At 56.4% G+C, this 25606-nt stretch carries 18 protein-coding genes and 1 pseudogene; 8 read left to right on the top strand and 11 right to left on the bottom strand.

Going from position 1 to position 25606, the window contains the following annotated elements:
• Together FHR27_RS13930 and FHR27_RS27455 are read left to right on the top strand one after the other, a co-directional pair.
• Positions 1 to 990 (top strand): AraC family transcriptional regulator, encoded by a 990-nt coding sequence (locus FHR27_RS13930; RefSeq protein WP_197077027.1) that lies wholly within the window; start codon positions 1 to 3, stop codon positions 988 to 990.
• A 107-nt stretch (positions 991 to 1097) separates the two neighbouring features.
• Positions 1098 to 1181 (top strand): annotated as a pseudogene (locus FHR27_RS27455) (anti-virulence regulator CigR family protein); the annotation flags it as partial.
• Positions 1182 to 1216: 35 nt separating this feature from the next.
• Here FHR27_RS27455 and gabD read toward each other — a convergent pair.
• From gabD to prpF, 4 genes are all read right to left on the bottom strand, one after another.
• Positions 1217 to 2665: an NADP-dependent succinate-semialdehyde dehydrogenase gene (gabD, locus tag FHR27_RS13935; RefSeq protein WP_179538853.1), complete on the bottom strand. Its 1449-nt coding sequence runs from the start codon at positions 2663 to 2665 to the stop codon at positions 1217 to 1219.
• 63 nt (positions 2666 to 2728) lie between these two features.
• Positions 2729 to 4378, bottom strand: coding sequence for an acetolactate synthase large subunit (locus FHR27_RS13940; RefSeq protein ID WP_042553970.1), 1650 nt, complete (start codon positions 4376 to 4378; stop codon positions 2729 to 2731).
• Positions 4379 to 4623: 245 nt separating this feature from the next.
• Positions 4624 to 5970, bottom strand: a complete 1347-nt coding sequence (locus FHR27_RS13945; protein ID WP_042553969.1) for an MFS transporter — start codon at positions 5968 to 5970, stop codon at positions 4624 to 4626.
• Between the two features lie 1328 nt (positions 5971 to 7298).
• Complete coding sequence (prpF, locus tag FHR27_RS13950) at positions 7299 to 8468, bottom strand: 2-methylaconitate cis-trans isomerase PrpF (protein ID WP_042553968.1); 1170 nt, start codon at positions 8466 to 8468, stop codon at positions 7299 to 7301.
• A gap of 149 nt (positions 8469 to 8617) precedes the next feature.
• Between prpF and FHR27_RS13955 the strand changes: the two genes are divergently transcribed.
• The 3 genes from FHR27_RS13955 (at position 8618) to FHR27_RS13965 (ending at position 13609) form a co-directional block, all read left to right on the top strand.
• The gene (locus tag FHR27_RS13955) at positions 8618 to 9544 is read left to right on the top strand and encodes a GntR family transcriptional regulator (RefSeq protein WP_042553967.1); all 927 of its coding nucleotides are present in this window, start codon (positions 8618 to 8620) and stop codon (positions 9542 to 9544) included.
• A 505-nt stretch (positions 9545 to 10049) separates the two neighbouring features.
• Complete coding sequence (gene acnA / locus FHR27_RS13960; RefSeq protein WP_218878483.1) at positions 10050 to 12806, top strand: aconitate hydratase AcnA; 2757 nt, start codon at positions 10050 to 10052, stop codon at positions 12804 to 12806.
• A 77-nt stretch (positions 12807 to 12883) separates the two neighbouring features.
• Positions 12884 to 13609, top strand: coding sequence for an ABC transporter substrate-binding protein (locus FHR27_RS13965; protein WP_042553965.1), 726 nt, complete (start codon positions 12884 to 12886; stop codon positions 13607 to 13609).
• A gap of 149 nt (positions 13610 to 13758) precedes the next feature.
• On the opposite strand, the gene FHR27_RS13970 is transcribed toward FHR27_RS13965, so the two are convergent.
• Entirely contained in the window at positions 13759 to 14694 is a 936-nt protein-coding gene (locus FHR27_RS13970; RefSeq protein WP_042553964.1) for a GntR family transcriptional regulator, read from the bottom strand.
• Positions 14695 to 15125: 431 nt separating this feature from the next.
• On the opposite strand from FHR27_RS13970, the gene FHR27_RS13975 reads away from it, so the two are divergent.
• On the top strand, positions 15126 to 16445 hold the full coding sequence (locus tag FHR27_RS13975; protein WP_042553963.1) for a CitMHS family transporter: 1320 nt from the start codon (positions 15126 to 15128) through the stop codon (positions 16443 to 16445).
• Between the two features lie 418 nt (positions 16446 to 16863).
• Here the strand turns inward: FHR27_RS13975 and FHR27_RS13980 are convergent, their stop codons facing one another.
• Positions 16864 to 17718, bottom strand: a complete 855-nt coding sequence (locus FHR27_RS13980; protein ID WP_042553962.1) for a glycine betaine ABC transporter substrate-binding protein — start codon at positions 17716 to 17718, stop codon at positions 16864 to 16866.
• A gap of 691 nt (positions 17719 to 18409) precedes the next feature.
• On the opposite strand from FHR27_RS13980, the gene FHR27_RS13985 reads away from it, so the two are divergent.
• Together FHR27_RS13985 and FHR27_RS13990 are read left to right on the top strand one after the other, a co-directional pair.
• Positions 18410 to 19150, top strand: a complete 741-nt coding sequence (locus FHR27_RS13985) for an AzlC family ABC transporter permease (protein WP_179538855.1) — start codon at positions 18410 to 18412, stop codon at positions 19148 to 19150.
• Positions 19147 to 19473 carry an AzlD domain-containing protein gene (locus tag FHR27_RS13990; RefSeq protein WP_179538856.1) on the top strand — a complete coding sequence of 109 codons (327 nt, stop codon included), beginning with the start codon at positions 19147 to 19149 and terminating at the stop codon, positions 19471 to 19473. The genes FHR27_RS13985 and FHR27_RS13990 overlap by 4 nt, the downstream gene beginning before the upstream one ends.
• A gap of 114 nt (positions 19474 to 19587) precedes the next feature.
• Here the strand turns inward: FHR27_RS13990 and FHR27_RS13995 are convergent, their stop codons facing one another.
• The 5 genes from FHR27_RS13995 to proX form a co-directional block, all read right to left on the bottom strand.
• Positions 19588 to 21078 carry an aldehyde dehydrogenase gene (locus FHR27_RS13995; RefSeq protein ID WP_179538857.1) on the bottom strand — a complete coding sequence of 497 codons (1491 nt, stop codon included), beginning with the start codon at positions 21076 to 21078 and terminating at the stop codon, positions 19588 to 19590.
• A 1-nt stretch (position 21079) separates the two neighbouring features.
• A complete protein-coding gene (locus FHR27_RS14000) occupies positions 21080 to 21982 on the bottom strand; it encodes a dihydrodipicolinate synthase family protein (protein WP_042553958.1) in 903 nt (300 codons plus the stop codon).
• Between the two features lie 73 nt (positions 21983 to 22055).
• On the bottom strand, positions 22056 to 23375 hold the full coding sequence (locus FHR27_RS14005) for an NAD(P)/FAD-dependent oxidoreductase (RefSeq protein WP_042553957.1): 1320 nt from the start codon (positions 23373 to 23375) through the stop codon (positions 22056 to 22058).
• Positions 23376 to 23469: 94 nt separating this feature from the next.
• Positions 23470 to 24531, bottom strand: coding sequence for a GlxA family transcriptional regulator (locus FHR27_RS14010; protein WP_042553956.1), 1062 nt, complete (start codon positions 24529 to 24531; stop codon positions 23470 to 23472).
• 31 nt (positions 24532 to 24562) lie between these two features.
• Complete coding sequence (gene proX, locus FHR27_RS14015) at positions 24563 to 25576, bottom strand: glycine betaine/L-proline ABC transporter substrate-binding protein ProX (RefSeq protein WP_231570160.1); 1014 nt, start codon at positions 25574 to 25576, stop codon at positions 24563 to 24565.
• Positions 25577 to 25606: the final 30 nt, after the last annotated feature.

The following is a 25606-nucleotide window of genomic DNA, read 5'->3' on the forward strand; positions in this document are numbered from 1 at the left end:
ATGGAGTCTTTAATTCATAACCTATCGTCCGAGATCGTCATGCATCCATTCGACTCCGTGCTCAGCGCCATGCAGCTCGAAAGCTCGCTCTTCGTCCGGCTACACGCCCAGGCGCCATGGGCGATCTCGTTCGACAGCGGAGCTCAGGCGCGTCTTGTCGTCGTCGCGAAGGGCAACTGCTGGTTTACCCATATCGGTCACCCGCCGGTCGTGGTTCAGCAAGGCGATTGCCTCATCATCAAGCAGGGAGTCATGGGCATATTGGGCGATGCACCGGAGCGCGTCGCCGTGCCCTGCTGGCAGATCGCTGACCACGTGACAGGCCAGAAAGTCTCGTTCGGTGGGGATGGTGAAGCGTGTGAGTTCTTTTCGACCTTGTTCACTTTTGACCACGCTGCCGGCGAGCCGCTATCGGCACTCTTGCCTGACGTAGTACATATCGCGATGCCGGAGTCAGACGCCGGGCGGATGGTGTCCATACTCGAACAGATCGGCACCGAGGAAGCGCAGGCCTCGCTCGGGGGCTCCTACGTTGTCGGTCGGCTGCTCGACGTTCTGTTCATCCAGGCAATCCGCACCTGGGCCAGCTCTGAGGGCAATATGCACGAGGGTTGGCTAGCCGGGCTGACCCATCGCCAACTGGCACAGACCCTGAACCGCATCCACGCCGATCTGGCGCACCGCTGGACGCTGGAGCAACTCGCCCGCGACGCCGGAATGTCACGCTCCAGTTTCGCCGCCCTGTTCAAGTCGGTTGTCGGCGTGCCGCCGCTGAGCTATATCGCAACGTGGCGTATCTATCGGGCCAAGCTCATTCTTGCAGCAGGCCATTCCATCGCGGTCGCTGCCGAAAAGACGGGATACGGCACCGATATCGCGCTCAGCCGTGCCTTCAAGGCAGCGACTGGTGTAGCGCCCGGACAATGGCGCCACGACCATCGAACCTCCGCAAGAAACTCGCGCCCTGACCAATCGGCAACTCCTACCTGAATCGAATCGCCTATTCAACCTAGCGCGGCCTGCTGATCCGCTCTGGGCGCCCTCGCATCAGCACTAGAGCGCTTGTTCGACCGTGCGCAGCCAACCTGCCATGTAGTCGTTCCTACTGGTCACCAAAGCCGTCGCTTCCGCCAGGTATTCAAAAGTGCTTGGCGCGTGGCAAAACGCTCCCCCCTGAAGTCACGGCTGGTAATGTGGACAGCAACCGTGCGAGCGCCTAGATGCTCAGGCAGAGGTATTTGATTTCCAGATAATCCTCGATGCCGTACTTGGAGCCTTCACGGCCCAGGCCCGAGGCCTTGATGCCGCCGAACGGCGCCACTTCATTGGAGATCAGGCCGGTGTTGATGCCGACCATACCGTATTCCAGCGCCTCAGCCACACGGAACACGCGGCTCAGGTCACGGGCGTAGAAGTAGGAAGCCAGACCGAACTCGGTGTCGTTGGCCATGGCGATCACTTCGGCTTCGTCCTTGAAGCGGAACAGCGGCGCCAGCGGGCCGAAGGTTTCGTCCTTGGAGACCAGCGCGTTCTTCGGTACGTCGGCCAGAATGGTCGGCTCGAAGAAGGTACCGCCGAGGGCGTGCGTCTTGCCGCCGGAGAGGATCTTGGCGCCTTTGGAAACGGCGTCCTCGATGTGCTCCTTGACCTTGGCCACGGCCTTCTCGTCGATCAGCGGACCGGTGGTGGTGCCCTCTTCCAGACCGTTGCCGATCTTCAGCTTCTCGACCGCTACCTTGAGCTTCTCGGCGAAGGCATCGTAGACGCCGTCCTGCACATAGATGCGGTTGGCACACACGCAGGTCTGACCGTTATTGCGGTACTTGGAGATGATCGCGCCTTCGATGGCCTTGTCCAGGTCAGCATCGTCGAACACGATGAAGGGCGCATTACCACCCAGCTCCAGCGACACTTTCTTGATGTCCTTGGCGCACTCGGCCATCAGCTGGCGACCGATTTCGGTGGAGCCAGTGAACGACAGCTTGCGCACGATCGGGTTGCCGGTCAGCTCGCTGCCGATATCGCCAGCGCTACCGGTCACCACGCTGAACACGCCAGCCGGGATACCGGCACGGGTGGCCAGCTCGGCCAGAGCCAGAGCGGAGTACGGCGTCTGCGAAGCCGGCTTGAGCACCATGGTGCAACCAGCAGCCAGCGCAGGGCCAGCCTTGCGGGTGATCATCGCAGCCGGGAAGTTCCACGGCGTGATGGCCGCGGTAACGCCGATCGGCTGCTTGATGACGATCAGGCGCTTGTCGGCCTGGTGACCCGGAATGGTGTCGCCATAGATGCGCTTGGCTTCTTCGGCGAACCACTCGATGAAGGACGCCGCGTAGGCGATTTCGCCCTTGGCCTCGGCCAGCGGCTTGCCCTGCTCGATGGTCATCAGGCGAGCCAGGTCTTCCTGGTTCTCCAGCATCAGCTCATACCAGCGACGCAGCTTGGCGGAACGCTCCTTGGCGGTCAGCGCACGCCAGGCCGGCAGCGCCTTGTCGGCCGCTTCGATGGCGCGGCGGGTCTCGGCCGCACCCATCTTCGGCACGGTGCCGATCACGTCACCCGTGGCCGGGTTGGTCACCTTGATGGTCTGGCCGCTGTCGGCATCAGCCCAGGCACCGTTGACGAAAGCCTGCTGGCGGAACAGTTGAGCGTCTTTCAGTTGCATGGTGAGGTCTCAGAATAATTCAGACTTGAAAGCGGCCCCGAAGGGCCATCACAAAGAAACTGGTCAGACCTGTGCGCTACGCGTGCGAAGCTCAGTGTTTAGAATCCTGTCATTCTCGGAGTAGTCCACAGGGCAGTCAATTACGTGAACGCCCGGGGTGCTGATGCAGTGTTTCAGCAGCGGAAGGAAGCCTTCGGCACTTTCAACTCGGTGCCCATTGGCACCATAGGCTTCGGCGTATTTGACGAAGTCCGGATTACCGTAATCCAGACCGAAATCGGTAAAGCCCATGTTGGCCTGCTTCCAGCGAATCATGCCGTAGCCATCGTCACGCAAGATCACCACCGTGACATGCATGCCGAGTCGTACGGCGGTTTCCAGCTCCTGGCTGTTCATCATGAAACCACCGTCACCGCAGACGGCGACAACCGGCCGGTCGGGATAAACCAGGTGGGCGGCCATGGCCGATGGGAGGCCTGCGCCCATGGTTGCCAGAGCGTTGTCGAGCAGCACTGTGTTGGGCCTGTGCGCTTTGTAGTTACGGGCGAACCAAATCTTGTAGATGCCGTTATCAAGGGCGACGATGCCGTCGGAAGGAAGTGCGCTACGAACATCTGCGACGATACGCTGCGGGTAGACCGGAAAACGGCTGTCGTCAGCGCCTTCGATGATCTGAACCTCATTGGCCTCGCGGATGTTCAGCAGGCGGGTGAAATCCCAGTGTTCAATGTCAGCGGTATCTAGGGCCTCACCGATCTGCCAGATGGTATTGGCGATATCACCGATCACCTCAATCTGCGGGAAGTAGACGGCGTCGACTTCGGCGGATCGGAAGCTGATGTGAATGACCTCGGTACCGCCATGCACCATGAAGAACGGCGGTTTTTCGATTACGTCGTGACCGATATTGATGATTAGGTCGGCTGCCTCCACGGCACGATGCACGAAGTCACCGGACGACAACGCAGCGTTGCCCAAGAAGCGCGGGTGACGCTCATCAACCACACCCTTGCCTAGTTGGGTCGTGATGAAAGGGATACCGATTTTGTCAATCAACTGCTTGAGAACCTTAGCGGTCATCTTGCGATTGGCGCCGGCACCGAGTACCAGGATCGGATTACGCGCGGCCTTCAGCTTGCTGACTGCTGCATCAATAGCTTTGTGCTCGGCGAGCGGACGGCGATGCAGGCTTGGTGGAATCGGCAAGCTTTCGGTTTGTTCGGCAGCGATATCCTCCGGTAGCTCTAAGTGCACAGCGCCAGGCTTTTCTTCCTCAGCGAGGCGGAAAGCTTCACGCATGCGAGCCGGAATGTTGTCAGCGGAAGCGAATTGATGGGTGTACTTAGTGATGGGATCCATCATCCCGCAGACGTCGATGATCTGGAAGCGGCCCTGCTTGGACTTCTTGATCGGCTTCTGGCCGGTGATCATCAGCATCGGCATACCGCCTAGGTAGGCATAGGCACCCGCCGTGACAAGATTGGTGGCGCCAGGGCCAAGGGTCGACAGACTTACACCAGTCTTGCCAGTGAGCCGCCCATAAGTTGCCGCCATGAACCCTGCTGACTGTTCATGCCGGGTGAGCACTAACTTGATTTCGGATTTGCGTAGCGACTCCAGCAGGTCGAGGTTCTCCTCCCCTGGTATTCCGAACACATACTCGACGCCTTCGTTTTCCAGGCATTGAACAACGACATCAGCGGCCTTGGCCATTCTACTCAAATCCTCAATATTTCATGGGCTGGGTACAACCTCTCATGTCTAAAGTAATGTGAGGTCGACTAGCGGGGCGAATGCACCTGCGATTAAAACTAGTAAAGCCGCGATCGGCTACTTTCGGATCTTCTACGAAGGTGCTGCTGCAGCAACTCACGCAAAAAATTGTGACGAGCTTTTTATATGCAGATCATCCAAGAAGGGCCGAGACACACCTCAGTAGGCTCGGCCCTCTCTGCAGCTTAGCCTTGAGCTAAAGTCGCTTCAGCTTTTCGCAGCTCACGAGCATTTCGATGCCCGATAAAGAACACCAGAATAACCCCTACGAAGCACATACAGGCCAGCGGCAACAGTGCGAGTGGGAAGCTGTTGGTGTGGTGCCGAATAACACCGACAAAGTAATTCAGAGTCCCCGTTCCGATGTGGCCCAGAGTGTTAACGGCTGCAATTCCGACTGCCAAAACTGCTGGCGACAGTGTTTCCGAAGTGAGAGCCCAGAAAGGCCCTTTCAACGCGAAGTTACTGATGAGCACCATAGAGAGCAGAATCAGCGTTACGGTGAGCGAATCGGTCAGCAAGGTAGCCGCGAAGCTCAGGCCCGTGATCGCCAGTGGTATGGCAGTGCTATACATACGATCACCGATCTTGTCGGCACGAATTGCCCAATAGATCATGAAAACCGCACCGATCCCAAAAGGAATCATGTTCAGCAAGCCAGTTTCCATCTCTGTGAGACCAAAGCTTTTGAGAATCTGAGGCATCCAAAGAGAAAGGGTATTACTGGTTGCCGAGATGCTCATGTAGATGACGGAAAGCAATAGTACGTACTTATTGGTCATTGCCGCCCAGATCTTACCCATGCCGTGCTTGGCTTTCTTACCATCGCCTTTGACCTCACGCTCCTTGCGTTCTTCTTCCAGCTTATTGGCGAGCCAATCTTTCTGCTCCTGAGTCAGCCAGCGGGCCTCTTTGCTGTTACTTGGAAGAATGAATAACACCAAGATCCCGAGGATCACCGCTGGGGCCGCTTCAAGCATCAACAACCACTGCCAACCTCTGAAATCCAAAATCCCATCCATCTTCAGAAGCAAAGCGGAAAGCGGCGAGCCGATGAAGTTAGACAGCGGTACAGCTACCATGAACACGGCGACGATCCGAGCCATGTAGGCTTTTGGGAACCAAGTGGTGAGGTAAAGGATGACACCAGGAAAGAAGCCCGCTTCTGCCGCCCCCAAAAGGAAACGAGCGATGCCGAAAGAGATGGGGCCAGTGATGAAAGCAGTACAAAAACCAACAATGCCCCAGGTGATCATGATTCGGGCAATCCAGCGACGGGCACCGAATTTTTCCATCGCCACGTTGCTGGGCATTTCGAAGAGCACGTAAGCAACGAAAAATAGAGTTGCACCAAAACCAAACATGGTGGCGGTCAAGCCGATGTCGTCATTCATCGTAAGGGCTGCGAAGCCGATGTTGACTCGGTCGATGTAAGCGATGAAGTAGCAGAGCATCAGGAAGGGAATGAGCCGGATGGTCATCTTCTTGATCGTAGCCTTCTCGATGTCAGCCACGCTTGCGTCAGTGCGCATGGTGTTTCCTCTCTATTTTTAGACTTATTTGAAAACTGCGGCCATGGGCCCAGTCTCGGTCGACTTAGCGCAGTCGATCTGCGGCAGCCTTCGCCAACTGCATTCGTCTTCAGCGCACAGGCTCAGACATGCTGTTATCTCGGCTTACAGCCACCCTGGATGAGTTAGTCGCTCGGCGCAGTGCGTTGCAAAACCAGTGCTATTCCAAATGCTCATGGCGCTCTATCAGGACAACCCGTTGGCACGCCTGGCGTCCCTACCTGCACACGCGCTCCACACGTGCGATCTCACCGTGCCCCAGACAGAAAGAAGCTGATTTACCGTTCCAGGCAAACTCGAAAACAGGCGGTCTCTCGAGATTGTTTATTTTGCAGCAGAAACGCCATTAGGCTACGCCTGTAAAATTGAGCTTGTCAACGCGCAAACGCAACCAAGGCGTATCTCTAACCCCACAAACCTGTCGCACCAACATCTATTCGACGAATCTAAAATATTCATGCTTTTGATTTTTAAGGGTTTTTATATTAAACGCATACCGCAATCACAGGAGCGATTTTCAAGGCTGGGAAGCGCCACCTGCTCGAATATGCGTTTGATATGCCATAACAGCAATAGCCATTATGATCGCTCAGCCACCTCAGGTGAGTGGACGCCCTGTTTTTGAAGCGGCAGCGCTCCTAGCGCTTGATGACTAGATTGCGAACCCAGGCAGGACGCTATCGGCATTGCACCGTGGATTCGGCTAAGGACAAAAAGAGGCGCTTTCCAAGTTACTCAGCCTGATAGCACCTGCGCTCCTGCTGTAAACGCGCTGCCAATCAGGCAGCAGCTGCAGGCAGACCTGAAGACGCCTACCGAACTACGGCTGTTTGAACCTTCATTTATGGAAATCAGACGCGCGATAGGATTGCCGTCATCCAGGGGGATTCGTGCTCCGAAATGGTTGGATCATTTCATCAACCAGCTGCACAAGACCGGCCTCATCGAGGGAGCGACCAAGCGAGATGAGATCACTGGTGTTTCGGCACCTTCCGACTGAAGCTGTAGTGCGCTGCGATGAGCTAGGCCTTGCGGCACCCGGCCATGGGTGCCGCCTTATCTATAGCAATCAGAAAATACTCTTGGTCACTCGGATCATCGATGGACTGCTGCTACCCAAGTAGTCATTGCTGGCAACCAGAGTGGATGTCAAACAGGGTAAGCCTCATACAGCCTGAGCAAGCACCCACATGAACGTTTCATGCACAAAGCAACGCTTGTCTGCCATGCCAGAGAAAATAGCGGATCCTATAAGCAATAGGATTCGCTTCAGGCATTAATGAATTGCTTTAGAGGGAGCATACGTCTGCTGGAACCCACACATCACCCGTCATGATTCGGCGAGCAGATCGGCTCATTACCGCTTTGGACACAACCCACTTTCCATTCACCTCACGAGCCTCTGCCCCGACAGCCAAACTTCCAGATGGGTGACCAAACCGTATTTGACGCCCGCTTGCATCAGGTACCAGCTGATTGACGATGGTTCCAGGGATCATCGCGGCGACTGCAATAGCTACCGCACCGGTACCCGTCATAGCGTGGTGGAGTTTGCCCATCGAAAAGATTCGAACATTGAGATCAAGGTCATCAGGATTGATCGACTTACCGCCTGCGGCAACATAAGCAATAGGCGAGGAAATGAACGCAAGCTTAGGTGTGTGGGGACGATTGCGAGTCGCTTCTTCTGCGGACTTGGCCAGCCCCATGCGCACGGCCGCGTGAGAACGAATCGCCTCAACACTAGCTAGCAAATCTACGTTTTGATTGATCTCCGCTTGGAGCTCATTGCCTCGCAGACCCAGAGCCTCGGCCTGAATGAAGATTGCCGGATTGCCTGCATTAATCAGTGTCAGCTTGACCTCACCGACCCCAGGAACCTCAAGGGTGTCGACCGGGCTTCCGGTCGGAAACATGCTACCGCCGTCGCCATCATCGCCACCGCTAGGATCAATAAACTCGAGCTTGATCTCGGCAGACGGGAACGCAACACCATCCAGCTCAAAGCGACCTTCTTCGATTACCTGCCCATCACGCATAGGAACATGAGCGATGATCCGAGCACCGATATTCGCCTGCCAGATACGGACAATTGCGATGCCATCCGCAGGGGCATCGACAAGGCCCTGACTAATAGCGAAAGGCCCGACTGCGGAAGTGAGATTTCCACAGTTTCCAGACCAGTCGATGACGGGACGATCAATGGCGACCTGGCCAAAGCGATAGTCGACATCACAGTCGTCTCGCTCAGATCGAGCGATGATTACAACTTTGCTAGTGCTAGAAGTGGCACCGCCAGTTCCGTCTATCTGCTGTCCATACTCATCAGGGCTGCCCACCACCCTAAGTAGGATCCGATCTCGGAGGGCCTGATCTTTGGGCAAAGCGTCATCGCAAAAAAAGACCCCTTTGCTGGTACCGCCGCGCATGTAATGAGCTTTGAATGACTTCTGTGACATGACACCACCCTCAATCTAAATTGCGCTTATTGATACTAAAGCGCAATTGTCTCATATTTTTTAACGGACGCCAATTTGCAGGCTGGATGCAACATGGGCAGGGATGTGTATATTTGAGCGATCTGACTGAATCTTAAAAAGAAAAACGCATGACCACTGACTTGACCAACAGCCAGCGAAAGGCGCTTCGCGAGATAATTAGCTACGTACGCCGCGAGCAGCTCGCCCCTGGCGCCCATCTGCCTGAATGGACGCTCGCCAAGCTCATTGGCACATCTCGATCACCGGTGAAGATCGCGCTGGAGTGCCTCGTAGGTGTTGGCTTCATGCGCTATGACCGCAATCGCGGATATCACCTGGAAGGAGAGATCGACTCATTGCCAAGCGAGGTGCTAGACCTCCTCGGAGAAGGCGATGACCCGATGTATTTGCGACTGGCAGAAGCTCGCTTCGATGGTCTTCTACCGGACTCGGTCACCGAGGCCGATTTGGTGCGATTGCTCAACGCTACGCGCAGTGAGGTGAGTAAGGCGCTTGGCCGGGCACAAAGTGAAGGCTGGGTCGAGAAGGAAGTGGGCTACGGTTGGCGCTTCCTACCAATGATCGACTCGCTCGAAGCCTACGACGACATGTACAGCCTGCGAATTGCCATTGAGCCGGCGGGCATTCTAAGCCCTAAATTTCGCCCTGATCTCGAAGAGCTCCAGATGCTGCGCCAGGAGCAAATGAGCATCTTGAACGGTGGCTACAAGACGATGACCAGCATTGATCGGTTTGAGTCAAATGCACGCCTTCATGAAACGATTGCCAAATGGTCAGGTAACCGATTCTCGCTGCAAACTCTTCGTCGCCTCGATCAAATGCGCAGGTTAGTTGAGTACCGTCAGGCCCGACACGAGCTTCCCCGTCAAGAGCTTGCGCAGGAGCACATCCACATTCTCGATGCGATCAGTCAGGGCGATAATCTCTACGCAGCGAGTTTGATGCGCCAACACATCGAGGATGCAAGGCGCAAGAAGGCCGTTTCCAAAGTCTTCGAACATCCCATTAAGAGCGATCATCCAGCGTCAGGATGACCCGTTTAAGCTCCGATCTACTCGTGCAGCCGCTCATCGGCTGTGCGCTGAAAGCTCCTGACGTAGCCAGTGGATCATCTGCATCTACTGCGCCGAGCACCTTCATTTTGCCGGGAGCGACTGTCATCACTCGGCTAATGGCTCAAGTAACGTCAGCTAAGCGCGTTTCTTGTTCGTGATGGCCGCATCGTGCCGAGTTGCGTTGACAGGCCGCAGTGCGCATGCGTGTTGACAAACACAATTCAATCGAAATAGTCTGATTGCGCTTTATAAAATAAATACGCAATCTGTGATTTGTATGGCGTCGGATTATCAAGTTGTAAACGGCGCACCTCATCTCAGCCACAAGCAAGTGCAGTGGTTAGTACCCATCTAGCGTGCCATTGAGGCTCTGTCTCAATGCGTTCAGCGCGTTCGTCTCACTCCCAAGGCGTTATCGCGCGCATGCCTGGGTAAGCGGCAGACCACTACGTACCCCCTGATTAGCACATCGAGAATGATAATAATGACCGATTCCAAGTACTTCGACAGTCTTCGTACCTTAGAGGCAGAGGATGGAAGAGCCCTGTCCTACCACTCATTGGATGCGTTGGAGTCTGCAGGCTATCCTGCGATTTCTCGGCTCCCGGTCGTCATTCGAATTCTTCTGGAATCAGTGCTGCGTAATTGCGACGGCAGCAAAGTTCTGACGAGCCATGTTCAAGATCTCGCTAGCTGGCGGCCCAATGCCAAGCGCGAGCGAGAGATCCCTTTTGTGGTAGGACGTGTGCTGCTGCAAGATTTTACCGGCATTCCCCTGCTGACGGATCTGGCCGCCATGCGCAGTCAGGCTAGCAAGCGAGGTGCCGATCCGAAATTGATCGAGCCGCTAGTGCCCGTGCACATGGTGGTTGATCACTCCGTTCAGACTGAATTCTCCAATGAGCCTAACGCCCTGCGTAAGAACATGGAGATTGAGTTCCAGCGCAATCGTGAACGCTACGAGTTGATGAAGTGGGGAATGCAAGCCTTCGATACATTCAAGGTGATCCCGCCGGGAATCGGGATCTGCCATCAGATCAATCTCGAGTACTTGGCACAGGGCGTTATCGAGAAGGACGGTGTGGTTTATCCAGATACCCTGGTCGGGACTGATAGCCACACAACCATGATCAACGGAATCGGGGTCCTCGGTTGGGGGGTAGGCGGCATCGAGGCAGAAGCTGGCATGTTGGGCCAGCCGGTTTATATGCTGATGCCCGACGTCGTGGGGGTAGACTTGACGGGAGAGCTGCGCCCAGGAGTTACGGCTACTGATGCCGTCCTGCAGATAACTCAAACACTCCGGGCTGCTAAGGTCGTTGGCAAATTGGTGGAGTTCTTCGGCGAGGGGGCGAGGTCGCTTAGTGCGACCGACCGCGCAACAATCGCCAATATGGCACCTGAGTACGGTGCTACCACCGGCTTCTTTCCGGTCGATGAGAAGACTCTTGATTACTACGCCCACACTGGTCGCAGTGACGATCAGGTCAAGCTCATACGCCGGTACTTCACTGCTCAGGGACTGTTCGGGTTGCCTGCAAGCGGAAGCATCGATTATTCCCAGGTGATCACGATCGATCTCGACCAGATTGTTCCTTGTGTTTCCGGCCCCAAGCGTCCTCAGGATAGGGTGGATCTTGCCGCCCTCGGCTGCCGTTTTGACGAGGTCATGCTGCAGGATGCCAAGAGCGGTGGATATGCCAAGAATGAAGAGCAACTGGAGCAGCGTTTTCCGGTAAGCACCCGCTCGGTCGATGGCAGTAAGGCCGACTACGAGGTTGGCCACGGCGATGTGCTGGTCGCGGCAATCACGTCCTGTACGAATACCTCCAACCCGGAGCTGCTTATCGCGGCAGGATTATTAGCTCGTAATGCGCTGCGGCACGGCTTGCGAGCCAAGCCGTGGGTGAAGACGCTTTTTACCCCGGGCTCACGCGTAGTCTCCGCCTATCTGCAAGATGCTGGACTGATCGCCCCGTTGAACGAGTTGGGTTTTGGAATCGCTGCCTACGGTTGCGGTGCATGCGTCGGCAACATCGGTCCACTGGAGCCGGCGTTGGAGAAGGTGGTCGTTGGCGAAGATCTGGTTTGCAGTGCGGTGCTATCCGGAAACCGGAATTTCGAAGCTCGTATCCACGCCAATCTACGTGCAAATTTCCTAGCCAGCCCACCGCTTGTGGTGGCGTTCGCGTTGGCGGGAAGCACTCGTGTGGATCTCACCAGGGTTCCGTTGGGCCACGGTAAAGATGGCGAGCCAGTAATGCTCGCAGACGTCTGGCCGAGCAACGACGAGATAAAGGCGCTCAGCGTAAAAGCAGGCAACCCCAAGCTGTATCAGGAGTGGTACGCCGACCTCACGCGCGATCACGATCTGTGGAACGGCATCACGAGCGCGACTGGAAATGTGTATGACTGGCCTGCTTCTACCTACGCGGCAGAACCGGACTTCTTCGATACGAGTATCGCTGCCAAGCCGATCAAGAATGCTCGCGCGCTGGCGATCCTTGGCGACTCTATCACCACCGACCACATAAGCCCTGCAGGCTCGATCTCCGCAGGTTCAAGCGCAGGACGCTGGCTCATGGAGCATGGTGTTGATCAGAAAGACTTCAACACCTATGGCGCTCGACGCGGCCACTTTGAAGTCATGGTCAGAGGGACTTTTGCCAACGTCCGTCTGAAGAATCAGATGTTGCCGTTGAAAGCTGATGGCTCGGCTGACGAGGGGCCCTATACGCTGCTGCAGCCCACTGGTGAGCGCGTAGGCCTGTTCGAGGCATCTCGCCATTACCTGGAAAAAGAGACGCCTGTTCTAATTTTTGCGGGTGATGAGTACGGCACTGGGTCGAGCCGTGATTGGGCTGCCAAAGGCACGCGCCTACTTGGCGTCCGGGCCGTGATAGCCAAAAGTTTTGAGCGTATTCACCGCAACAATTTGGCAGGGCTGGGTGTGCTGCCGCTGCAGTTTAAGAATGGTCACGACGCGCAAGCACTTGGTCTCGACGGCTCGGAGCATTTTGATCTACTCGGAATCGATGATGGCGTCGAACCTGGGCAGGACGTCGTGCTGAGCATCACACGTAAGGACGGCACCAAAGAAGAGGTCGTACTTCTTGCTCGAATCGATACTGCGATCGAAGCCACCTACTTCCAAAACGGTGGGATTCTGCCCTACGTCCTTGATAGCCTGCTCGCGCCGGCCAGCAAGGTTGCAAATAGCCAGCGCAAAGTCATGTCGTAAGAGCCTTGCGTCACTGACCTCACGATCATTTACAGCCCATCACTTGATGGGCTTTTGTCGAAGAACGGGACGATGACATGAATGAGTTACTGCATATCGTGAAAGGCGAGCTTGCTCCAGAAGGAGTACTGCGAGCAGCGATCAACTTTGGAAATCCGGTCTTGGCGCAACCCGGGCACGACGGTTCGCCACATGGCGTATCCGTTTCTCTTGCCAAAGAGCTGGCGAGCGAACTGCAGGTTGAGCTTGAGCTGATTTCTTTCGACGCCGCGGGAAAGGTCTTTGCGGCGATGCAAGATGGCGTATGGTCAATTGCGTTTCTTGCAATAGAACCCGTTCGAGCGGAGCAAATCGATTTCAGCGAGCCCTACGTAATCATTGAAGGCACTTACCTGGTCAAGGATGACTCGCCCTACACTCATTGTGATCACTTGGATAATGATGGAATCAGGATTGCCGTGGGGCAAGGGGCTGCCTATGACTTGTACCTAAGTCGAACACTGCAGAAGGCGACACTAGAAAGAGCATCAACCTCCTCGGGGGCAGTTGATCTGTTCATTTCTGATGCCCTTGATGCGGCAGCGGGGGTACGGCAGCCCCTTGAGCTGTTCGCAGCCAGCAATACGGGTTACCGGGTTCTGGAAGGCGGATTCACGGCGATTCGTCAGGCGATGGCGGTGCCTAAGCAGCATAAGCAAGCCGCAGCCTATATCCAGACATTTTTGAGCAAGCGGCTTGAAAGCGGTTTTATACGGGGTGCCTTACTCGCAACCGGCCAGACCGATGTAAGCGCGCCGAGGTGAGTGAAAGCTATCCTGTCGACATTGCTACGCCTAGTGACCTCTAGCCAGTATTTATAGCGCCTGCTCTATAAGGCGAGCAGTTAGTCGAGCGAGGCCTTCCAATATGCATGCGGCTCGTCAGAGATCTTGGCCAACGTCGAAGCCGCGCATCACTTGCTAGATAACGTTGTAGCCTTGCTCTCGGATCGTGGATACACCCGCGCAAACAGCCCCGACTTTGCCTTGCACCTTCTTGCCCCGTCTAGATGCGCGTGCATTCGCTCCGCTGCCGCTTCAAGATCGCCTCGCTCGACACAATCCAGAATTTCAAGGTGCTCTAAAACTTGGCCATGCCAATGCTTGCGAGAGAGATTCAGGCGGGATTCCACAATCGCACGTAACGCATTGATCCGTCTAAGGGACTGCAAGGCAAACCTGTTGCCGGAAAGCTTCGCAAGCGTTTCATGGAACATTGAATTGGCTTCGAAAATCTCCCACGGAGTCATGCTCAAGTATCCGCCGTCGGCAATGTACTGCTGCTGATCTCTGCAAGCTTTCAGCTCACAAGGATCGGCAGTAAACGTCGAGCTGCGCAGCCCTGCCGTTTCAATGGACAGGCGATAAAAGTAGCTCTCCTCATAGGCCGCCAGTGAGTCGATTATTGGCAGGATGCTCCAGCCCTGCCCTTTTCGTAACACTGCCCAACCTTCCTTTTGCATGCGAAACAATGCGGCTCTGAGGCTGCTGCGGGATTCGTTGAGCTCTCGCATCAAGGCAATCTCGGTAACGTGTTCAGGGAGCTGTTGGTCAAGCTTTAGCGCTACCAGCCTCTGGTAAACCGAATCTTCGTCCTTTGCAGAAAATTCCAGGATGAGTTCCTGCAGTGCTTCTGCAGCGCGTGCCAGGAAAAAACCACGATTGTGTTCATGCCTCAGAATTCCACACTCAGCCAGATGTACCAACGCGGCCTTAACAGGCGTTCGGGAGACATTGAGCAGCCTTGAAAGGTGCAGTTCCACCAAGTGGTGGCCGGCAGGTAGGCGGCGGGAACGCACGTAATCCAGTATTTCGCGAGCTATGCGTTTCTGCAGCTGGGTTAGCGTCATTCAGCTGAACCTGAAGGTTGGGATTTAGTTGGCTTATGCATCGGCGATACCGTGGAAACTCTTCAGTGGGCTAGCCATCAGCACGTTCTGAACTTGCTGGCTGTCTCCTTGCGGCATCTGCGGCAAGGAATCAGGTGATGAAAATCATTTTACGCAATTGCGTTTTATGGTCAACAAGCTCAGTATCGTAGCCTCATAAGTCGAAATCAGTGCGCTTTTAGATGCTAATAAGCAAAACTGAGACGAAAAGCGTCCAATAAAGATAAAAATGAGGCTTGAAATGATGAGTACCAATCCCTCCAGTAAGACCCCGCGAGTTGCACAAGAGCCGCGCCGGCCAACCCTCCCACATTAATCACTGTGCCTACTTTGAGGTGGCGTACCCCTACGCCGCCAAAATGCCGCTGTGGCGTGAATAGAGGAGTAATGCTGTGTTGACGGTTCTCGGTTTCTCCATGGTTACCTGCTTCATGTATCTGATCATGACCAAGCGCATGACTGCGCTGATTGCGCTGATGCTGATTCCAATTGTCTTCGCAGTGATCGGTGGGTTCTATAACGGGCTCGGAGGCATGATGCTGGATGGCATCAAGACACTCGCCCCGACTGGTGTGATGTTGACTTTCTCGATCCTCTATTTCGGGATCATGATCGATGCTGGTCTCTTTGATCCGTTGGTTCGCTTCATCTTGCGTTTGGTTAAAGGAGATCCCTTGCGGGTGAGTGTGGGCACTGCTGTGCTCACACTACTGGTGTCACTGGACGGGGACAGCTCAACCACGTACATGATTGCCATTGCTGCGTTCCTGCCGCTTTATCAGAAGCTGGGGATGAGCGTTCTAGGGCTTACGTGCATCGTCAATATCGCAAGCGGCATCATGAATATTTCGCCGTGGGGTGGGCCGACTGCGCGAGCGGCAGCTGCGCTGCATGTGGATGCGATGGATATCTTTCTACCGATGCTGCCGGCCATGGGACTGGCGTGTTTAACGCTTATATTTACCGCGTTCCTTATAGGTCAGCGCGAGCGCAAGCGGCTTGGCGTCATTGATGTTACGGGCTTTGGTGAAAACCTGGCTCTGGGTAATGGGAATGCTGAGGAGTGTGAAGCTGCACGGCGCCCACGCATGTTTTGGCCAAACCTTATTCTTACCACAGCTCTGCTTGTCTGCCTTGTTGTCGGACTGATGCCGCTTCAGGTTCTATTCATGGTCGCCTTTGGCATCGGCTTGATGCTCAATTACCCGCGAATTGAGGAGCAGAAGGAGCGAATTGGTAGCCACGCTTCAAATGTACTTGCAGTTACATGCGTGATTTTCGCTGCCGGTATTTTCACCGGGATCCTGCAAGGAACCGGAATGGTAGACGCGATGGCCAACAGCTTACTGGTTGTTATTCCTGAAAGCTTCGGCCCTTACTTAGGGGTATTCACAGCTCTTGTCAGCCTGCCATTCACATTCTTCATGTCCAATGACGCGTTCTACTTTGGAATTTTGCCCGTCCTCGCACAGACTGCTGCAAATTACGGCTTCACCACTGTTGAGATCGCAAGGGCATCGGTGGTTGGTCAGCCGGTACATCTTTTGAGTCCACTGGTGCCGTCACTATATCTCCTGGTCGCACTGGCCAAAGTAGATCTGGGTGACCATCAGCGCTTCACTCTCAAATGGGCGATTCTTGCGTGTATGGCGCTACTTGTTGGCGCTCTGCTGACTGGCGCATTCCCGCTTTACTCGACCGTCACCCCATAAGAATCTAGAGCGTGCTGTTCTGGCCAGGGATTGGCCGGAACAGCAATTCTCTACCGCTTATTACTGAGCAGTCTCTTTCAGCGACAGGCCGGTATATATCGGGCCAAGCTCATTCTCGAAGCAGGTCATTCCATCGCGAGCGCAGCCGAAAAACGGGATACGGCATCAATATCGCGCTCAGGCAGCGACGGGTGTATCGCCCGGACAATGGCGTCACGACCCTCGAAATTCTGGCCGCAATGATCAGAAACCAGGTCGGTTTGAGGGGGTGGTTTAAATCTGTCGTGAAGTCGAACGTCAGATGTTGGGTTACGCCCAGGCCCCGGGTCGTCAAAACGATCGGGGCGCGAGGAGATATGCTTCAAGAGCGACCACGGGAAAGCCGAGCATGGCCGCTCTGTATCCGAGCTCTAGCCGACTATTTTAGCCATTCAGCCACTCTTTCCGGGTTCTTGGCGATCCAATCCCTTGCGGCAACCTCTGGCTTGGCGCCCTCGTTAATGGCGAGCATCACTGCGCCAACCTCATCGGAAGTCCAGGTGAATCGTTTCAAGAGCGCCACTACCTCAGGAGCCTTCTCATTCACGGTAGGATTGATGACGGTATCAACGCGTTCAGCATCTCCGAAGACTTTCTTTGGATCATCTAGAAAGTGCAGCTTCCACTTTGCAAACATCCAGTGGGGAACCCATCCCGTCACCACGATTGGCTTTTCTGCGCGAATGGCTCTGGATAGCGCGATAGTCATAGCCGGACCTGAGCTCGGCATCACTCTGTAATCGAGCTCGTATTGCTTCAACGCATCTTCAGTCCGACGCATGATGCCCGCGCCAGCGTCGATTCCGGTTATTTGCCCGTTGAGCTCGGACTTGATGCCGTTGAGATCCTCGATGCTTTTGGCATCCATGTAGTCTGGTACCACCAAGCCTATCCGGGCACCTTCGTAATTGGTGCCAAGAATCTCAACCTTGTCTTTGAATTTCTCGTAGTAGTCGCCATGGGTCGCCGGTAGCCAGGCAGAAAGAAGCACATCCAGATCCCCTCTGGCTACGCCCTGCCACATTATGGCCGGCTCTGCCGGCTGCAGTTTTACCGGATAGCCAAGCTTTTCGTGGATGATCTGGGTCACGACATGGGTCGTGGCCACGCTGTCATCCCAACCGTTGACGAAACCAAATGAAAGTTCAGGTTTTTCGGCTACTGCATTGGCAGCCATACCTAGACTCAATGTGGCCGCGCCGAGGCCAGTGATGATGTCCTTCAAAGAGAGCATGTGGGAAGTTTCCTTATGATTATTGTTGGCGATGATTACTCGCGGTAGTGGTACTGCTTGATAGTCGGGCTAACGATACCGAGATGTCGCTAGCCAGATTTTGAGGGTCAAATGGGCGATCTCGTTCAAGTGAGATGCGGTATCCGCCATCACGATCAACCCGGGTTCGGTTAGCGTCCTAACCAGAAATGCGGTGTAGCCGAGCGTGTGGCGAGAGCACTGATACGAGCGGAAGAATCGTGCCCAGCCGCGGCACCGGCCGACATAGCGACAGGGAACCCCAACACAAGGTGATGCTGAACTGCGTACCAGTTTGCCGGGAGACCTGTTCGACGAGCCGATTCGCGAAAAAGGCGCCACCTGATGGCCTGCAGATACAGGCCCTCGCAAATATAGTGCAGCCTCAGTGTCGCAATGAGGCCATTGGAAGTCGGATCTCGTTGGTCGTGAAAATCTCTAGTGGGCACATGATCGGGCAAGCGAGATCAAGAGCATCTAGCCTAACGCTCGCATTTGCCGGAATACCTTGGCTCATCTCTAGAGATGCGTACCTCAATCGTTACTAAGTAGTGGGTGACGTGGCATCGGCAAAGCAACCAGCAATAGAGTCTCGTATGAACTGAAATAGTTCGACAGCGGCGCCCCGCATGTATCTTTAGCCGGGGGAGAGTTTTACTTTGGAGGAGCCAGCATGCCCTACCGAACAAGAGCAGACGCTTTTTGGGCAGGTGTCCGTGCGCTCATTCCATTGACTCCGGGCGTGGTTCCATTCGGGCTTCTGGCAGGTGTCATGGCCATCGGAGTCGGCATGACACCGGGCATGGCGATGGGCATGACGTTGCTGTTCTATTCCGGCTCCGCACAGATGGTCGCGCTGCAGTTGATGCAAGACGATGTCTTGCCAGTGGCGATCATATTCACTGCGTTGATCATCAATTTGCGCTTTCTGATGTACAGCGCATCGCTCGCGCCCTACCTGCATCACCTGCCTCGTCGCTGGACATGGCCTCTGTCTTACATGCTGTCCGACCAGTCGTACGCCACCTGTATTCTCAAACTGTCATCTGGCGAACTGGGGCGCTTTGCTCACTTCTTCTACGTCGGTACGGCGCTGACCATGTGGTTGTCCTGGCAGCTCTCGGTCATGGCCGGCATCTTTCTGGGCACCAGCATTCCCGATACCTGGTCGCTGAGCTTCGCGATCCCCCTTTCGTTTCTGGCTCTGCTGGTTCCGGCAATCCGCAATTCGGCAAGCCTTGGCGCTGCTGTGGTCGCAGGCGTGGTCGCGGTATGGGCAGTCAACATGCCGTATAACCTGGGCCTGCTGACTGCATCGATAGCCGGGATCGGTGCGGGTCTGCTGATCAGCAAGACGCGCCAGCAAACGGCGGATGACACGAGCGTCAGCAATGCCGATCGAGAAGCCCCATGAGCGATTTGTTCCTGTGGGGGCTGTTCCTGGCTGTCGGCCTCGGAACCTTCGCCATACGACTTTCCTTTCTCGAGCTCTATGGCCAGATCAGGATTCCGGCAATTCTCAGCCAGGCCTTGCAGTTCGTTCCTGCCAGCGTGCTGGCCGCGCTGGTTTTACCGGCGGTGGTATACCCCGGCGGACAAAGCGAAGTGGTATGGAGCAGCCCGCAGATTCCGGCCGCCATCGTGGCCACCTTGATAGCCTGGAAGGTACGCAATACCACGCTGACGCTCGTGGCGGGCATGGGGACGCTATGGGCTCTTGAGCTGTTGGGTTGGTGATGGAGTTGCAGTATTTGCACGGCTTAATACTGCTCTACTCTCCTTGAGCAAGACATCCAGCACTACTCAAATGCTGGATGCCCTGATCGCTCCGCGCTGGGCCGAATGAGCGTGCTACGACGCATCGATCCAGATGGTTTTCAGCTCGGTGTACTGGTCATGCGCCCAGATCGATTTGTCGCGCCCACCGAAGCCGGATTCCTTGTAGCCACCGAACGGCGTTGATGCGTCACCCTCACCGAAACAGTTGACCGTGACGATGCCGGCACGGATTTCCCGTGACAGGCGCAGCGCGTTGCGCAGGCTGCCGGTATAGGCCGATGCTGCCAGACCGTAGACGGTGTCGTTGGCCAGGTCGATGGCTTCGTCGATATCCGTGAAGGTGGTCACCGACAGCACAGGGCCGAAGATTTCCTCGCGGAACAGGCGACTTTGACGATCCACGTCGTTGACCACGGTCGGCTGAACGAAGATGTTCTTCTCCGTCTGCCCGCCATAAACGATGTCCAGTTTGTCGCTATGCGCCTGGTCGAGATAGGAGCGAACCTTCTCGAAGTGCGCCTTGCTGACCATCGCACCGAGGCGATTTTCCGGATCCAGCGGGTCACCCATCTTCCAGCTCTGGATGTGTACACCAATGCGTTCCAGCAACGCATCCCTGACCTCGGCGTGGACGATCAGGCGGGATGAGGCAGAGCAGTTCTCGCCCATGTTCCAGAATGCGCCATTGACGATGAACTGGGCGACCTGGTCGATATCCTCGACATCGTTCATGACGACTGCCGGGTTCTTGCCACCACACTCAAGCACGACCTGTTTGAGGTTGGATTCAGCGGCGTACTTGAGGAACAGGCGGCCAGTTTCAGTGGAGCCGGTGAAGCTGACCATGGCGACATCGTTGTGGCGACCAATGGGCTCACCGACTTCACGGCCGCCACCGGTGACCACGTTGAACACACCTGCAGGAACCCCCGCTTGGTGGGCTAGCTCGGCGACGCGCAAGGCAGTGAGTGTGGTTTCTTCAGCCGGTTTGACGACGATGGAACAGCCAGCGGCCAGCGACGGGCTGATCTTCCAGGCCAGCATCAGCAGCGGGAAGTTCCAGGGCAGCACCAGGCCAACCACACCGACCGGCTCACGCACGACCATGGCCATGGCTGCCGAGCCAACCGGCGCGGTGCTGTCGTAGATCTTGTCGATCAACTCGGCGTGCCAGCGCAGGGTATTGACGGTTTCCGGCAGGTCGACGTTCTGGCATTCCTGAATAGGCTTGCCACTGTCCAGGCTTTCCAACACGGCCAGCTCGTGAGCGTTATCTTCGAGCAGTTGAGCGAAACGCAGAAGGATGCTTTTACGTGCACCGGGCGAAAGCAGTCGCCAGCGACCATCGTCGAACGCCTCGCGAGCGGCTGCAACAGCGACGTCGACATCCTCGGCGTTACAGGCTGCGATGTTGGCCAACAGTTCGTCGGTTGCCGGGTTGGTGGTGATGAAGGTTTCGCCCGACAGCGCATCACGGAACTCACCGCCGATGAAGGCCTGGGTACGGACGTTCAGCTTGGCAGCGATGTCTGCATAAGCTTGTTTGGTGAGCAACTCGGTCATGTCAGGCCTCCTGAGTGATCAGCGATACGTTTTTCTTCAGCGCGGCCACGACGCGCTCCAGTTCGGTTTTTTCCTCGCTGCTCATATCCTTGAGCGGAGTCCGTACACCACCAGCGCGAAGGCCGCTGATTTCGCAACCATGCTTGATCGACTGGACGAACTTGCCGCCCTCCAGGAAGTCCATCAGCGGCAGCATCGCTGCCATGATGCGGCGGCCCTTGTCGAAGTCCTTTTCGATCACGCACGCCTCATAGAGCGCGACGTGCTCGCGTGGCACGAAGTTGGAGCCGGCGCACACCCAGCTACGGGCGCCCCAGGCGAAGAACTCCAACGCCTGGTCGTCCCAACCGCAGGAAATCTGCAGGTTGGGTCGATGAACCGCGAGGTGATGCAGGCTCGCCATATCACCCGAACTTTCCTTGATCGCCTGAATGTTCTTGCATGCAGCTACGGCGTCGAAGAATTGCGGCTGCATAGCCACGTTCATACGGCCGGGATAGTTGTAGAGCATGATCGGCAGGCCAGCGGCTTTGTCCACGGTGAGCACGTGTTCGGCGATTTCCTGCTGAGTCGGCAGTGCATAGGGCGGCGTTCCGACGAGGATGGCGTCGGCCTTTTGGGACTTGGCCACCTCGGCGAAGAGCACGGAATCCTCGGTGCGAATGGCGCCTGTGCCAATTACCAGCGGCAAGCGGTTGCCGATCACTTCGCGAGCACGGGTGATCAACGCGATACGCTCTTCGCTGGTATGGGCGTAGTACTCACCCGTAGAGCCGCCGATGACAATGCCGTGCACCTTGGCCTCGATCAGGTATTCGAGAACCTCCGCAAACGCACCATGGTCGATCTCGCCATTGCTCTGCAGCGGAGTAATGGCCGGAGTGAAGATGCCGTCGAAGTTCATGGGTAGAGCCTCCATCTGGTTGATTCATTGATAGTGCGGAACCGGAGCCCCGCGTTTCGGCAGTACGTTGGCCTCAGCTCTCCCGCCCTGCCCGGCGCTGCCCCCAGAGCAGGTTCAGATTGACCCCTGCTGACAGGAACGGCTGCGGTGGGTTTGCGTTGGGGCCTGGAGCGGCCAGCAGGAAATCGATCAAGTCATTGCGTTCGCCAGCGAGCCAGTCGGCCAGCAACTTACCGGTGATGGTGCCGCGTGTTACGCCTAGCCCGTTGCAGCCCAGAGCGCCATAGACGTTGGGCGCCAGCTGGCCGAAGAAGCCGTTGTGGTTGCGGGTCATCGCCAGTGCGCCGCCCCAGGTGTATTCGAAATCGACGTTGGGCAGCATGGGGAAACGTTGCGCATAGGAGGCCCTGTGGCGCTGCAGAAAACGCTGCAGGTATTTGGGGTTACTGCGGCCATCAGGGTTGAAACTGAAGCTGTTGCGAATCAGCAGACGGTTGTCCGGCGTGCGGCGAACCGTGGTACCGAACGGATCGGCCGGAATGACTCCCCAGTAGGGTTTGCCTTGCAGGCGCGCCTGTTCGTCGCTGGTGAGCTGGCGGGTGATGCTGCCGTAGGTGAAGATCGGCAACATGCGCCCCTGCAGAAAACCGAAATGCTGACCAAAGGAATTGTTGGCCAGCACCAGCCGGCTGGCAGAGATGCTGCCAGCGGCATGCCGCAAGCGTGTTTTGTTGGTGCTGTATTCAACTTCCAGAATCGGCGTGCGCTCGTAAAGCGTCACGTTCGCGGGCAGGTTGTCGGCCAGGCCTTTGACCAGCGCCGAAGGCTGAATCAACACCGCACCTGGGGTGTACAGGGCCCGGCGATAGAAGTGCGTGCCAATGTGATGCGGCAACTCTTGCTCGCTGAGCATTTCATAAGGCTGGCCGAGCTTGTCCAGGCCACGGCGGTATGCATCGAGCACCGCCAGGCCTCGCCGCTCGACTGCGGCCTGATACTTCCCGCAGGCCTTCATCTGGCAGTCGATGCCAAAGGTCTCGACCCACTGGCTGAGCAGACGCTGGCCAGCCAGGTTCAGTTTGAGAACGGTTCTGGCGATATCGAGATCGCCGATGTAATCCTCGGCGCCGATGTCATGGGGCAGATCGATTGCAAAGCCGGCGTTGCGCCCGGAGGGTCCGAGGCCAACCTCCTGCGCCTCGATCAGCACCACTTCGTCATCCGGGAAGTTCAGCGCCAGTTGCCGAGCTACCGACAGGCCGGTAAACCCCGCGCCGATAACCACCCAGGGTGCCTCACTGTGCCCATGATGGCTGGCACAGGGTTTACGCGGCGGGCTGAGGTGGAACCAGCCACAGCTGTTGTCATCGGCAGGCAAGGCGTGAACTTTCATGAGTGCTGAACCATTGCAATTGAGGAAGCGGCCTGAATGCAGGGCCTACTGAGCTACACCCGCTGTTTGGCGAGCGGTTCCTTGGTTATCGTGATCAGGTGCTCGGCTGTGCCTGGAAAGCCGAGTGGTGGCTCAAATGCGAGTCGTAGGTGGTTCTGAATTCCATCGGCGGCAGCCCGAACAGATCCTTGAAACGACGGTGAAAGTGCGGGTAGCTGACGAACCCGGTAGCCAGAGCTACATCGGTCAGCGAGCGGTTGCTATGGACGATCAACTGACGCGCGCGAGTCAGGCGCAGCTCCAGGTAATAGCGCAACGGTGGCGCGTTAAGATGACGTGAGAAACGACGTTCTAGCTGTCGCCGTGAAACGCCGACCTGATCAGCAATCAGATCGATGTCCAGCGGTTCTTCTATGTTCTCCTCCATCATCGACAACGCCACACTCAACGGTTTGGGGAGGCACTTGCCACTCGGCCTCGAAATGGCGGGCAAATCCTGTTGATGACGCTCCGGCTGGTGCAAGCGCTTGATCTCGTCCTCGAACACCGGTGTATGCCCCAGTGCGCAGCGCTTCATCACCGCCAGCATCAAGTCCAGCACCGCACCAGGTTCGGCACTGGTGCCAACGCGGCCGCTGAGTGCGTGACCACTGCCACCGAGATCCAAAGACGGGTGATACTCCTTGATCGGCGCGAGACTATCGGGATGGCATACACCGGCCCGGTTTTCGAGAAGCCCAGCCTGCGCCAGATGAAATGCAGCGTTCCACAGGCCGCACATCATCGTGCGCTCGAGGGCGGCGCGGCGCAGCACCTTACTCAGTACGGCGTTTGGCGCCAGCCTGACGCGGTGCCCTCCGACGAGCACAAGCATATGGTGCTGCACACGAACCAGTGGCAGGCGCTGGGTATCAACCGTCACACCCACATCACTACGGATGGCACCACCAGTCAGCGACCATGTGCTGATCTGGTAGTCGACACCCTGCTCGAGTGCAGTGCCCGTATTGAGCGCGTCCAGTGCAGTGGAAAAGGACGTCAGAGAAAACTGGTCAAGCAGGATGAAGGCGACACGAACACAGCGGCTTGCCGGAGTGCCACCCACGCCAAACACCTGGTTTCGTGATTTCAGTACGCTTTGAAAGGAGTCTTTCATGATTCACCTGCCTGCCCAGAAAACTCTGCCGTTACTGCTGTCCAGCTGCCCGTGCATCTTTCAGCCAGCTGTCCCATTCGGTCTGGTGAGCACTGATCCACTCCTGGGCCTGGCGCTTTATAGCCTCGAGTGACTTCTCGCCATTTTGCATACGCAGGTTCTGTGCGCTTTCGTCTTCAGTGGATATGCGGACTTTGGAAAGGAAGGTGCGCGCTGCCGGATTTTCCTCGGCGAACTCTTTGTTGAGAACCGCCTTCACGTTGTCGATCGGAGCGCCGAGATTCTTGCCATCGAATGTGGTGTTCACGTCATTCTTGCCGTCGGGCAATGAAGTGAATGGAACCGGCAGCCATACGACGTCGCGCCCTTCCACCAACACGCCAGAGATCCATTGCGGCACCCAGGTGTAGTAGAGAATCGGTTGCCCCTGCTGATAACGAGAAATGGTGTCGGCCATCAGGGCGAAGTAAGAGCCACGGTTATTGGTGACGGTATCGTTCAGGCCGTAAGCCTTGAGCTGGTGCTCAATGATCACCTCACAACCCCAGCCCGGGTTACAGCCGGTAAGGTCAGCTTTACCATCACCGTTGCTGTCGAAGAGCTTGGCGATTTCCGGCTTCTTGAGGTCAGACACGTCCTTGATGTGGTGGGCATCGGCGGTTTTCTTGTCGATCATGAAGCCTTGCAATACCCCGGGCATCACGTCACCGACCGCGGTCATCACGTCATCGCCGCCAGCCTTGGCGTAGAACGCAGCATGCAGGTGCTCCCACATGTGCACGGTGAAGTCTGCATCGCCGTAAGACAGCGCCAGAAACAATGCTGGGTAGTCAGTCTCTTTCGGTTGTTTGACCTCGTAGCCAAGCGCCTCGAGCCCCGCTATAGCTATTTCGCCGCGAAAACGCTCTTCGGCGATGGTCGGGAAGATAGGCGTGACCGATACCCCCTCACCGGGTTTGTCCGGGTTGGCTGCCTGAGCGGCGGATACCAGAATCATGCCGATAACCGGAGCGGCCATGGCGGCAACGATAGCTCTCTTGCACATGGAGAAATTCATGAGTCACCTGCTGATGTT

Origin of the sequence: Pseudomonas flavescens, assembly GCF_013408425.1 — a bacterium.
Lineage (GTDB): Bacteria > Pseudomonadota > Gammaproteobacteria > Pseudomonadales > Pseudomonadaceae > Aquipseudomonas > Aquipseudomonas fulva_A.